The sequence below is a fragment of the Pseudopedobacter beijingensis genome (assembly GCF_042678145.1).
Taxonomy (GTDB): Bacteria; Bacteroidota; Bacteroidia; order Sphingobacteriales; family Sphingobacteriaceae; genus Pseudopedobacter; species Pseudopedobacter beijingensis.
The window spans coordinates 1-12,045 of the sequence record NZ_JBHUDG010000001.1; the positions used below are offsets into that span (position 1 = coordinate 1).

Annotated in this window: 12 protein-coding genes; 9 read left to right on the top strand and 3 right to left on the bottom strand. The window is 33.9% G+C overall.

The features are described from left to right. Positions 1-671 precede the first annotated feature (671 nt). From ACFSAH_RS00005 to ACFSAH_RS00015, 3 genes are all read left to right on the top strand, one after another. Positions 672-1,397, top strand: coding sequence for a hypothetical protein (locus ACFSAH_RS00005; protein ID WP_379660621.1), 726 nt, complete (start codon positions 672-674; stop codon positions 1,395-1,397). A 161-nt stretch (positions 1,398-1,558) separates the two neighbouring features. Further along, positions 1,559-1,987: a pyrimidine dimer DNA glycosylase/endonuclease V gene (locus ACFSAH_RS00010; RefSeq protein WP_379660622.1), complete on the top strand. Its 429-nt coding sequence runs from the start codon at positions 1,559-1,561 to the stop codon at positions 1,985-1,987. Between the two features lie 43 nt (positions 1,988-2,030). Next, a complete protein-coding gene (locus ACFSAH_RS00015) occupies positions 2,031-2,801 on the top strand; it encodes an N-acetyltransferase (protein ID WP_379660623.1) in 771 nt (256 codons plus the stop codon). A gap of 82 nt (positions 2,802-2,883) precedes the next feature. On the opposite strand, the gene ACFSAH_RS00020 is transcribed toward ACFSAH_RS00015, so the two are convergent. From ACFSAH_RS00020 to ACFSAH_RS00030, 3 genes are all read right to left on the bottom strand, one after another. Continuing rightward, positions 2,884-3,075: a cold-shock protein gene (locus ACFSAH_RS00020; protein ID WP_379660624.1), complete on the bottom strand. Its 192-nt coding sequence runs from the start codon at positions 3,073-3,075 to the stop codon at positions 2,884-2,886. 26 nt (positions 3,076-3,101) lie between these two features. After that, complete coding sequence (locus ACFSAH_RS00025; RefSeq protein WP_379660625.1) at positions 3,102-3,548, bottom strand: cold-shock protein; 447 nt, start codon at positions 3,546-3,548, stop codon at positions 3,102-3,104. A 540-nt stretch (positions 3,549-4,088) separates the two neighbouring features. Continuing rightward, positions 4,089-4,664, bottom strand: a complete 576-nt coding sequence (locus tag ACFSAH_RS00030; RefSeq protein WP_379660626.1) for a Crp/Fnr family transcriptional regulator — start codon at positions 4,662-4,664, stop codon at positions 4,089-4,091. A gap of 222 nt (positions 4,665-4,886) precedes the next feature. Between ACFSAH_RS00030 and ACFSAH_RS00035 the strand changes: the two genes are divergently transcribed. From ACFSAH_RS00035 to ACFSAH_RS00060, 6 genes are all read left to right on the top strand, one after another. Continuing rightward, complete coding sequence (locus ACFSAH_RS00035; RefSeq protein WP_379660627.1) at positions 4,887-5,186, top strand: helix-turn-helix domain-containing protein; 300 nt, start codon at positions 4,887-4,889, stop codon at positions 5,184-5,186. A 295-nt stretch (positions 5,187-5,481) separates the two neighbouring features. Beyond that, positions 5,482-6,126, top strand: coding sequence for a DUF6266 family protein (locus ACFSAH_RS00040; RefSeq protein WP_379660628.1), 645 nt, complete (start codon positions 5,482-5,484; stop codon positions 6,124-6,126). Between the two features lie 394 nt (positions 6,127-6,520). Next, a complete protein-coding gene (locus ACFSAH_RS00045; RefSeq protein ID WP_379660629.1) occupies positions 6,521-7,081 on the top strand; it encodes an RNA polymerase sigma factor in 561 nt (186 codons plus the stop codon). Positions 7,082-7,155: 74 nt separating this feature from the next. Next, positions 7,156-8,145, top strand: coding sequence for a FecR family protein (locus ACFSAH_RS00050; RefSeq protein WP_379660630.1), 990 nt, complete (start codon positions 7,156-7,158; stop codon positions 8,143-8,145). Continuing rightward, positions 8,142-8,318 (top strand): DUF4974 domain-containing protein, encoded by a 177-nt coding sequence (locus ACFSAH_RS00055; protein WP_379660631.1) that lies wholly within the window; start codon positions 8,142-8,144, stop codon positions 8,316-8,318. Before ACFSAH_RS00050 ends, ACFSAH_RS00055 begins: the two co-directional genes overlap by 4 nt. 253 nt (positions 8,319-8,571) lie before the next feature. Then, on the top strand, positions 8,572-12,039 hold the full coding sequence (locus tag ACFSAH_RS00060) for a TonB-dependent receptor (RefSeq protein WP_379660632.1): 3,468 nt from the start codon (positions 8,572-8,574) through the stop codon (positions 12,037-12,039). Positions 12,040-12,045 lie beyond the last annotated feature (6 nt).

Consider the following 12,045-nt stretch of genomic DNA (forward strand, 5'->3'; position numbering starts at 1 on the left):
CTTCAAAATCTTGATGATCTGTGTTTCGCTAAACTTACTTTTTTTCATTACCCTAAATTATAAAACTACATTAATAATCGTAGCTGTTTTAAGGGAAGATTACAGGATCACCTTATTATAAGTCCCGAAGGCTTTTCCAGTTTTGCGGAAATGGGATTGATATAACTTATCATTCATTATATTTATTGAAGAAGTGTTAAGTTTGTTTTTTAATAGTGTTTACACTATTTGTTTACACCTTATATGAACAACAGGGTGTAATATATTGTAAATTAGTATATTATATTATTAATAAAGGCAGTAATAGCACTGATGGGGTGCTGGAGGTCGTCGGTTCAAATCCGGCCATCCCGACTAAGAAAAAGCCTTTAACAAAGTGTTAAGGGCTTTTTTGTTTTTGGAGAGAAATGGAAGATAGGTGGTTTTTCCGGGGTTTTTGGTAGATGGTTGACCCCTTGGTTGACCCCCGTTTTACAACCTTAAATGCGTGTCAGTATCGCCATAAATCAAGTTTTACTAAAATAAAAAAATACTTTTACTTCTATTGAGTTGATATATGGATTATTCCATGTCTGGACTAAGGAATATGGAGGAATAGAGGGAAATTGATAGAAGAGTACTTTAAATAAATTCTTTATAAACCGCTATATTAGATTATAGAACTGAGCAATATGAAATTACCATTGTTAATTATATCATTTATCTACTTGTTTTTACAGTCATGCTCTAACGACTTAGATCATAAAGAAAATAGTAAGGTTACCATAGAAGAGGAATTTAATAAAGTTCAGATAGTAGACCAATTCAGTAATCCGTTATCAAAGGATACTGCGTTTTTTATGACTATAGCAGAGTTTTTCCCTTTATATATTGGACAAAAGATTGAACAAATAAATTTGGTTTATAAACCCGATGAGATAAGTAGTAATAGAATAGAAGAATGGGATTTACTTAAACGTCCTAAACAAGATTCAATAATACTTTATATTGATAGCTCTAGATATGTGGGCGTACCAATGAGCATTTGGGAGTACCACGGAACCCCAGAATATAGACCTTCTAAAATAGGGTATCCAGTGTTTATAAAAAACGTATCAAATGAAGCCTTAGAATTAGGTTTTGGTAATATGTTACCTTTATTAATTGAAGCTAAGGATAGACAGGGCAATTGGAACCCCATTCAAAAGCTTTTCCGATATGACTGTGGTACCGGTTTAACTGTTTTTTATCTTAAACCTGAACAAATTGCTATTACAAGTATGAAAGTATTCCAAGGTAATTTCAGGACTCATTTGCGACTTGTCTACGGATATAAAAATGATCTAAAGATTTATTCAAATGAGATAGTCGGAGCTATTAATGAAACCCAATTTAACGAGGACAAGATGGGCTTATAGAGTAGATATGTCCAACATACTTCCTCATTTTTTAACTACTCTTATAAAGATGTGATATATGGAATTTGTTATAAAATAGAAGAAATTAAGATGGATTGATCATAAATAAAACAGTATCCGCATTAAAGAGTTTTAGATAAATAATAAAGATTTGAAAACGAATGAGAATTTGGTCTGTACATCCAAAATATTTAGATACAAAGGGATTGGTGGCTTTGTGGAGAGAAACTCTTCTGGCTAAGCATGTGCTTGAAGGGAAAACAAAAGGTTATCGTAATCACCCCCAATTGGACAGGTTTAAGCAAACAGATTATCCTCAGCAGAGAATAAACCAATATCTGGTAACTGTTTATGAAGAGGCTCTGGAGAGAGGATATAATTTTGATAAAGAAAAGATTAATTGGCATTTTGAAACATCAGTTATGCCGGTAACCTGTGGGCAAGTTAAATATGAAATAACCCATTTGCTTAATAAGCTTAAAGTGCGTGACCCCGAAAAGTTTGCAATGTTACAAGAACAAACTATTGTAGAACCTCACCCTATGTTTGAAATTATTGAGGGGGCTGTAGAAGCCTGGGAGATTATCTGAGTTTTTTCGATTAAATACAGTAACGGTTAACAAAGAGATCAGAATGGAGAATTTTATCAATCTAAACCTAACAAATATAGATCAGGAGCATATTTGTTGTGCTATTTCAGATAAAAAATGCAATGAGGGGTATCAACTCAAAAAAGAATGGTTAAAGAAAGAATTGGATAATGGTTATGTTTTTCGAAAACTGGATGCACGAGCAAAAGTGTTTATAGAATACGGCGATGCAGAAAAGGGCTGGGCACCTGTTTTGGCACCCAATTACCTGTTAATAAATTGTTTTTGGGTTTCGGGGCAATATAAAAATAAGGGATATGGAAAGCAATTATTGCAGTATGCTATAGACGATGCAAAAAGTAATCATAAAAGTGGATTGGTGACTGTGGTAGGTACACGTAAATTTCATTTTATGAGTGATACCAAATGGTTATTAAAACAGGGATTTGTTACTGTTGAAACCACAGATTCGGGTTTTAGTTTATTGGCCTATAAATTTGATAAACAAGCTACAGATCCTGTGTTTAATAAAAGTGTAAAATCAGGGGAGTGTGATGAGAAAAAAGGTATTACGGTTTACTATTCAAACCGTTGTCCTTTTGCAGAGTTTCACGTAAATACTTCGATGGTTGAAACTGCTGCCAAAAGAAAATTACCTCTCACCCTCATTAAACTGGACAATATGGAACAGGCGCAAAATGCACCAAGTCCGGCAACTATTTTTAGCCTATTTTTTAATGGTAAATTTATAACAACAGATCTAAGTGCCTGTATGGATAGCAGGTTTGATAAGATAATTAAAAGTGGGATTTAAGTTATATGGGTAGTTTGAATAACTGCAATCATAAAAAAAGCCCCTTACGGGGCTTCTTGAATAATAGAACGTGTTAATAAATTTAAGCTAATTTAACATTAACGGCGTTTAAGCCTTTTCTGCCATTTTCTATATTATAAACCACTTCGTCATTCTCACGAATTTCAACTTCAAGACCAGATGCGTGAACAAAAATGTCCTCTCCTCCGTTTGAAGGGGTGATAAATCCGAAACCTTTTGTTTCATTAAAGAATTTTACTTTACCTTCTTCCATTTTACTACTTGCTTTTTTTATTATGTTTATTTAAGTTTTTTAACATTAATGGCAATTTGCCCTTTTGGTGATGATTCTTTTTTAAAGACTACTCTGTCATTTTCTCTTATGTTCTCCATCAAGTTATTGTTATGCACAAAGATGCTGGTACCGGTTTCATCTTCTGTAATAAAACCATAACCTTTGTCTTTGAAAAAAAGAGAAATTATTCCAGTACTCTCTGTATTTTCATCTGTTGCCGGTGTCCGGGTATTGTTTATATATGCTTCAGTATTTCTGTTGCTTTCTTTTCTTTGTTGCTTATCAGGTGGTACATTCGTTATATTTCCGTATTCATCTACATAAGCTATCATCTCTTCTAAAGTTTTGCCTTTATTGTTATTGGTTTTGCGCTCTTCCTTTTTCTCGGCTTTTTCCATCTTTTTCTTCGCCCGCTTTTTTTCTTTTTCCTTTTTTGCAAAAGTTTCTGCCATGATATGTATTTAGAGGTTCATCAATAACCAATCTGCTTAAACGTTGTATAGTCTGTGTTTTGTAAAGAACCTAACCTCCAGCGTTTTCTTAAAAAGACTGATCTTTTAAAATTATTTGTTACGAATCTGGTAACGTAAATGAAAGATATAACATTTATAAATTTCAATTATTTAAACCACAAGATCCATAAACTAAGTTTTTATTATAAAATGAGGACTGAAAAGGCGAAGACTGAAAAAGAGAGAATTTATATTCTAAACTAGAACAGAAAAGGCGAAGGCAGAAACCCGTTAATAATATTTACGCAAATATAAGTTAATAATTTTTATTTATCACATTTATAATGATTTATTTTATTGCTGTAGGAATAAAAACCTTATATTGAACAATTGTTTTCTATTTTATTTGCAGGGTTTAAAGCAGATAAAAAAAAATTACTCCTCATTTCCTTAGCCACAAAGGATAGATTAGGTTTGATTTTACCTTGTTTTTTGTTCCTTCTCGTTAATAAAGTCTTGTGCTATCCGCTTAACCTCGCTCTAGATTTCCATTAAGGCTTCCCGTTTAATTCGGGACAAATGAATAGCACTTATATTTAGCAAATCGGCAATATAATTCTGTTTAATAGAAACATCAATTTTGGGATACCTCCTTTTAAGTAATATATAGCGCTGTTTGGCTACATCTTTTCCGGTTATAGCCAGTTGCTGTTTATAGAAGTCTTTTTCGGAAAGCAGTAATCTAAATATCAGTTGTGTAAAATCATTACAATGGTGTTGAAGCGCATTCCAATCATAATAAGACAAGCTGATTACTTCTGCATCTGTGATACATTCAATACCATATTCAGAAGGTTTTTGATTCAAAAAGCTTTCAGAAACGTATACATAATAATCAGGGCCAATGATATCTATTGTTTTAAATTCAGGAGAGCCATTGAAAACTCTGAAATATCCATTATTTACAAAGATTAAATTCCTGCATATTTCTCCCGGATTTAACAAAATGGAATTTTTAGCAATCGATTTTGGTTCAATCCTATGCATTAGAGAATTTTCAATAGCAGGCGGAAGATAACCAAACTTCTTTAGGTAATTTACATAATGTTTATGCATATCTATGTATTTATTAATATACGTAATGAAATGAGTGATGCAAGGGTTTATATCTTGCGGTTAATTGTAAGGAGATATACAATATTAATTATTTGTTTTTATGAAATGAAATTTTTTAATTATTTATTTTTTTAAACAATACAGAAATTTAAGCAATAAGCTGTATGGGCTACCCAAAATTTTGAGTTCTATAAATTACTGACAAATTATTTTTCAAAACTGATGACCGTAACATTTGAAAACCGAAAGATTTATTATCTTTTTTTAGCTTCTTTAAGCAGAATAGAGGAGTTGTTGAACACCATATTATGCGTACAGGTTGAAGCTCGTGGCGATCTGCCACGGAAAAACAGAGTGCTGGATTTTAAAGAAAAATGGCTGGATAAACAGGACGTGTTACAACTTCTGAAAATTTCTGAACGTACCTTATACAACCTTCGGAAAAGCAATAAACTGCCCGAAAAAATGATTGGTGGTAAAATGTATTTCAATATGCAAGATGTAGAGAAATTGATGACATAGGGAGGGACGAGTTGAAAACAGATGGTTTTAAATAAGAAATCTTACTAGCCTTCTATAGAGCTTCTTCGGGAAATAGGGGGTATTTCTCGAAGAAGTCCCGAAGCAGTCTCGAAGAAAAATACTGAAAAGTGGCAAAACATAGCAAAATCAGGCAGGTAGTGGCATACTCCGGCAAGTATGGCTCTCCAGCTTTTTTTTGAGTTTTTGAGCTTCTACATTTGCCTTCAGACAAAAGACAGGTAGCGCTATCACAGAAGCTTTTGCAATGGTTTAACCCTTAAAAAAATTAAAAATTATGGGAAAATACACACAAGGCATTCTCGGTGCCTTTTCAGGAAAAGTAGGAACTGTGGTAGGTGCATCCTGGCGTGGAATAAAGTACATGCGTAGCCTGGCAGCTAAAAGAGGAAATGCCAATGCAACCAGGAAACAACTGGAACAACAAGCCCGTTTCTCTTTAATTACCGGTTTTCTTAAACCCGTAAAGCCTTTGCTGGAAGTGGGTTTTAAAAACTATGCTGTTGGTAAAACAGGTTATAATAGTGCATCCAGTTATAACCTTAAGAATGCATTGGTAGGAGAAACACCAAATCTGGAAATAGATTACAGTATGGTGCTGATTAGCCGGGGCGATTTAGTGGGTTCTAAATCTATGGTTGTACAATCAAGTGCAGCAGCAAAGTTAAATATGAGTTGGGATGATAACTCCGGTAAAGGAAAAGCTAAACCAACAGATCAATTGATGTTTGCCGTTTTTGTACCGGCACTGGCAGATGTTGTTTATGCTATAGGTGAAGCCGAAAGGCAAGACGAATCTTTAGTGTTCGATCTTCCGGCAGAGTATAGCGGCGAAACGGTAGAGGTATATGTGAGTTGGGTATCTGCCGATGGCAAGGAAATAGCAACCAGTCTTTATGCAGGAAGTGTATTGATTGTATAATTTCTTCATTTAAGAGAACAGAGGGATTAATTCCCTCTGTTTACTTTTAGTGAATATTTGAGTACAACTTTATCATGATCTCATAATAATTAGATTACCGAATTTTCTGAAGTAAATTGTAAGAGAGAACCCGAGCTTTAATAGCCAGAAGTTGATAAACAAAAAAAATATAAAAAATTTAGTTTTTGATGTAAGGTTTCCAAAAGGAAATTGTTATATTAATAATGACCATGTTATATGCTTTTAAACTGTTTGTTAACTTTTGTAATAAACGCATCTGAGGGTAACGGTAAAATATAATAATTGATGCTTTGGAGCTTAATGGAATACCTTGTATAGTTCTGGCAATTCAATTTTTAATTTTATTAAGTCCCCGTCTTACAATTGTATAAGTATGATAGATAATTTGCCCATTGGGAATTTTTCGTCTTTAGAAGAAGCCTTCAAACTTTATAACAGACCACTCCTTTTTTTTGCCAGAAAGATGATAAAAGACCCGGAAGCTTCCGAAGAGATTGTTTCGGATAGTTTTGTGAAACTTTGGCAGTATCGTAATAATATACAGACCGATGAAAACCTGAAGGCCTTTCTCTATATAGTTACCAAAAACGCCTGTCGCAATTATTTGAAATCTTCTTATAATCAACAAAATTTCGAATATGATATAGACGAAGGGTTGATTGTTTCTGAACCGGATATTTATGTGAAGATGTTAAATGCAGAGTTAATGAGTGTTATTCATCGCGAAGTATCCAAACTTCCCAAGAAACAACAATTTGTATTTAAAATGAGCTATCTGGAGGGCTTAACTACAGAAGAAATCTGTGACAAACTGAATATCTCCGAATCTGCCGTTTTTGCTAATAAATCAAGAGCATTGGAAACATTACGTAAAACGTTTATAGATAAAGATATGTTGTTGATGCTTATAGTGTTAGAAGCTCTGACCAAATAATTTGAAAATAATTATACATTTTATGTAAGGTTTTTGTCGGCTTCCTGTTTCTATACTTAAAAGGGTATAAAAAAATGAAGAAGACGAATTATTTAGTGTCACTACTTCGCAAATATATTTATAAGCAATTGTCTGACAGTGAGAGTAAGGAGCTTACTGATTGGGCAAATACTAATACTGAATATAAAGAATACCTTAATAATCTAAACCAAAATATAAAAACAGATTATGAAGACTATGAAAGGTTTTATAATGAAGATAAGACCATATCAAAGAGAATGCTTACCTCCATTAAATATAAAACGGGAATAAAAAGTGGGTATTTTAGGTTGAGATATTTTTTGGCTGCAGCTTCGGCTATTATAATTTTAAGTCTTGGAATTTATTTGGGCCTAAACTTTAAAAATCATAATAACCATACGAATAATGAGAAAGTAGCTGTATCTGGAGGGGATAATGTTATCCTTCGTTTGTCTGATGGGAGCTTAATTAATTTAGGCGAATCTTCTAGTGGGATAACCACAAAAGACGGAGAAGTGAGCTATATAGGATCAAAACAATCACTTTTACAGTTAGATAAGGCTCAGAGTTTGGAGATTATAGTTCCTGCCCGCAGTCAATATCAAGTGGTACTGTCTGATGGTACAAAAGTATGGCTTAATGCCGGATCTTCTTTTAAATACCCTGGTTTGTTTAATGGAGATATCAGAAAAGTAGAACTTTTGGGTGAAGCCTATTTTGAGGTAGCTAAAGATAGAAATAAGCCTTTTATAGTTGTATCTGATGGCCAAGAAGTAAAAGTGACTGGCACATCTTTTAATGTCTTGGCTTATCCGGGAGAAAATGAGACCAAAACAACATTGGTTGAGGGCGAAGTATACGTTTATACATCTGCAAATTCAAAAGGAAAGAACAACAACCAACAGCAAATCAGGCTGTCGCCTGGAGAAGAGGCTGTCTATAGCCAGGGAGGATTTAAAAAACATGTAGCAGATATTGTGCTATGGCAACCGCCTGGAAAGAGGGAAATTTCTATTTTAAAAACACCCCTTTTGATGATATGATCAGGCAAATTGCCCGCTGGTATGATCTTGATATAGTTTATCAATCAAAAATACCGGAAGAATTATTTACTGGCGAAATGAATCGAAAGGTAGATACCGATGTAGTTCTGGATTTTCTTAAAGGCTCTGGAATTAAAGCAGAGCTGAGAGGAAAGACTCTTTTAATAGAATAAAAAACTAAACACTAAACTAATCTTAACCTAAAAATGATATGAGACTGAAAGAGAAAACTTAATACACCCGTGAAAAGCAATGGGAAGAAATGTTCGTACCATATCTTCCCATAAAAAAGCTTGGAAAAACTATCGTTAAAATAAGTTGTAAACTTCCAAACCTGCACAATTATACATAAATCCAATGGCAATAACAATCTCTGTAAGGTTGTGTTGTAGCTGTCTTTTTGTGTGGGTTATTAAAGTAATATTAATGACAGAAATTTTTAAAAATCTCATTCCATTTCATCAGGAATGTATTAAAAAAGTAACACTGGTTATGAAAATAACTGCTCTATTTTTATTTATAAGCTGCTTGCATTTAAGTGCAAAATCTTTATCTCAGACAGTTAATTTACAGGCAAAAAACAAATCTTTAACCGAAGTATTATCGGTAATAAAAAAACAAACAGGCTTTCTGGTTATCTATAATAACCGGTATGTAAAAGATGTAGGAAACGTATCTGTAACGGCAAAGAATATGCCCTTGGAGAGTTTTCTGAATGAAGTGCTGAAGAATACAGGGTTGACTTATGTTATTAATCAGAAATCGATATTAATCAAAAAAGTCGCGGAAAATAAGAAGGCACAGAATACTGATAAATCAATAGAAATTTTTAACCAGCAGAAAACGATTACAGGAAAAGTTACTGATGAAAAAGGTGAGCCTTTACCCGGAGTAAGTGTAAAAGTGAAAAACACGCAGACGAATACAGTTTCGGATGTAAATGGTAATTATAAAATCAATGTTCTAAATCGGAATTCGGTGTTGGTTTTTAATTACTTGGGGTTTGCTATGCAGGAAAAAGCTATTGGAGATAATAATGTGCTTAATATTAGTTTGGTACAAGAAGCTTCTAAATTAAATGAAGTAGTTGTAATTGGCTATGGTGAGGTAAAAAGAGGAGATCTTACAGGATCTGTAAGTGAGGTTAAAGTCGAAGATATAAGGAAAGCTCCGGTAGCAACATATGAACAGGCTTTAGCAGGACGAATTGCAGGTGTTCAGGTCTCTAGTGGAGAAGATCAACCTGGAAATACTATGGATGTGGTTATTCGGGGAGGAAATTCTTTGACTCAGAGTAATGCTCCATTATATGTTATCGATGGTTTTCCGATGGAAGATGCTAATGCTGCAGCAATTAACCCTTCAGATATAAAGTCAATTACAGTTTTAAAAGATGCTTCGTCTACGGCTATTTATGGAGCAAGAGGGGCTAATGGGGTAATTGTTATTGAAACAAATAGTGGGAGTGATAGCAGAACACGTATTACCTACAATAACTTTGTGGGGTTTCAGGAAGTGACTAAACGTATGCAATTGATGAATGCATATGAATTTGTTAAGTATCAAAATGAATTTGATCCTCAGTATGCAAATAGAGCATTTTTTGCTAATGGAAAAACATTAGATGATTATAGGAACGAACCGGTGATTGATTGGCAAGGCCTTCTTTTTAGAAGAGGACATGTTCAGAACCATAATATTAGTGTTAGTGGAGGGAATAGGATAACTGATTTTACTGTTTCAGGTTCAACTTTGAGAAATGATGGTTCTGTAATTAATACAGGGTTTAAGAGAAATACAGGAAGAGCTTATTTAAAGCATAATATCAGCCCAAAACTAAATTTTAACATCACAGTTAGTTATACAGAGGATGAATCTTTTGGGGATCAGGCGTCTACGGCAAGTACTTCAACACAATCTTATGCCAGTTATCTTATGTATAGAGTATGGGGATTTAGGCCTGTAGCAACGAAAGGAATGGAACATTTGGTGGATGGGCTAATGGATGAGGATGCGAATGATACTAGAGTTAATCCTTATATAGATTATTCAAATACTTTAAGAGTTAATAAAAATCAAACTGTTTTTGCTAATACAAATATTAGCTATAAAATAACTAAAGAATTAGAACTCAGAATCAGAGGGGGGGTAAATAACAGAACCTTAGAAGAATCATCATTTTATAACAGTGCCACAGCTAGAGGAAGTACTTTAGTCCCTGGTAATACAAAAGGTGTTAACGGAGGGGTAATTTATAGAAAGTGGCGAAGCTGGTTAAATGAAAATACTTTAACCTATAGTAAGAAAATTGCTAATAATAATCTGACGGCACTTGTAGGCTTTACAATGCAGGAGAACTCCCAAAGCCGGTACGGGATGACAGCAGAACAAGTTCCTAATGAAAGTCTGGGATTATCTGGTTTAGATCAGGGAATTCCGGGAGCAGTAAGTGCTTATACGGGTAAAAATGTTTTAATGTCATACTTAGGTAGGTTAAACTATAATATTAAGAGTAAATATTTGTTTACTGCAACGTATAGAACAGATGGTTCTAGTAAGTTTAGAGAGGGGAATAAATGGGCAGGATTCCCTTCTGCGGCATTTGCATGGAAGTTAAGGAATGAAAGATTTATGAGAAATCTATATTTTATTAATGATGCTAAATTAAGAACAAGTTATGGCGTAACGGGAAATAATAGAATTGGAGATTATCAAAGATTTTCAGAAATGAATATGCCTTTTTCTGCATATTATTCTTTTAATAATTCAACTCCATCGCCTGGAACCAGAATTTATTCTTATGGTAACGAGGATTTAAAATGGGAATCTACTAAGCAGCTAGATGTTGGTTTAGATCTTGCCTTATTCAAAAATAAAGTGAGTTTTACCGCTGATTTTTATAGGAAAGTTACAGAAGATCTTCTGCTTATGGCTAATGTTCCGAATAGTAGTGGTTTTACATCTATTTATAAAAATGTCGGCGATCTGTCAAATACTGGGATAGAGTTTAGCCTTGGTTTAAATCTGTTAAAGAAAAAGGACTTTTCATGGGATACTGACTTTAACATAAGTTTTAACAAAAATAAAATATTGTCTCTGGCAGAGGATCAAAGCAGGATTTTAACACCTATAAACTGGGGGAATTATAGTAGTGTAAACTTATATCTGGCGCAAGTAGGTGAACCTTCGGCGCAGTTCTATGGATTAATATGGGACGGAGTGTATGGTTATGATGATTTTAATATTGTGGGAGGGGATTATGTACTTAAAGATGAAGTCTCTACCAATGGTATGGCGAGATCTGTCATTCAGCCGGGAGATATTAAATATGTGGATGTAAACGGTGATGGAATAATAAATAACTACGATAATGTAGTTATAGGCAGGACACTTCCTGTTCATTTTGGCGGGTTAAATAATAACTTTTCATATAAAAATCTTTCGTTAAATGTGTTTTTTCAATGGTCTTATGGTAATGATATCATGAATGCTAACCGCATGTATTTTGAAGGAAATGTGGATGCCAGATCAGCATTAAATCAATACGCGAGTTATGCAGACAGATGGAGCCCTGATAATACTGGAAGTAACTTGTTTAGAACCAAAGGACAGGGGCCTGCCGGGTTTTATAGCAGCAGAACTGTTGAAGACGGATCATATCTGCGTTTAAAAACGGTGAATTTATCGTATAGTTTACCTCAGAAATTAACGAAGAAAATAAGTTCAGACAATATCACAGTTTTTGTGTCTGCACAAAATTTATATACATGGACTAATTATTCAGGTATGGACCCTGAAGTATCAGTTAGAAATTCAGCCTTAACACCCGGGTTTGATTACTCTGCATATCCAAGAGGAAGAACATATACTATGGGGCTTAAAGCAACTTTTTAAAGAATC

Coding starts and splice junctions, on each gene's coding strand:
- ACFSAH_RS00045 (WP_379660629.1), top strand. CDS start 6,521: ATGATAGATAATTTGCCCATTGGGAATTTTTCGTCTTTAGAAGAAGCC.
- ACFSAH_RS00025 (WP_379660625.1), bottom strand. CDS start 3,548: ATGGCAGAAACTTTTGCAAAAAAGGAAAAAGAAAAAAAGCGGGCGAAG.
- ACFSAH_RS00020 (WP_379660624.1), bottom strand. CDS start 3,075: ATGGAAGAAGGTAAAGTAAAATTCTTTAATGAAACAAAAGGTTTCGGA.
- ACFSAH_RS00005 (WP_379660621.1), top strand. CDS start 672: ATGAAATTACCATTGTTAATTATATCATTTATCTACTTGTTTTTACAG.
- ACFSAH_RS00030 (WP_379660626.1), bottom strand. CDS start 4,664: ATGCATAAACATTATGTAAATTACCTAAAGAAGTTTGGTTATCTTCCG.
- ACFSAH_RS00055 (WP_379660631.1), top strand. CDS start 8,142: ATGATCAGGCAAATTGCCCGCTGGTATGATCTTGATATAGTTTATCAA.
- ACFSAH_RS00040 (WP_379660628.1), top strand. CDS start 5,482: ATGGGAAAATACACACAAGGCATTCTCGGTGCCTTTTCAGGAAAAGTA.
- ACFSAH_RS00050 (WP_379660630.1), top strand. CDS start 7,156: ATGAAGAAGACGAATTATTTAGTGTCACTACTTCGCAAATATATTTAT.
- ACFSAH_RS00010 (WP_379660622.1), top strand. CDS start 1,559: ATGAGAATTTGGTCTGTACATCCAAAATATTTAGATACAAAGGGATTG.
- ACFSAH_RS00035 (WP_379660627.1), top strand. CDS start 4,887: ATGACCGTAACATTTGAAAACCGAAAGATTTATTATCTTTTTTTAGCT.
- ACFSAH_RS00015 (WP_379660623.1), top strand. CDS start 2,031: ATGGAGAATTTTATCAATCTAAACCTAACAAATATAGATCAGGAGCAT.
- ACFSAH_RS00060 (WP_379660632.1), top strand. CDS start 8,572: ATGACAGAAATTTTTAAAAATCTCATTCCATTTCATCAGGAATGTATT.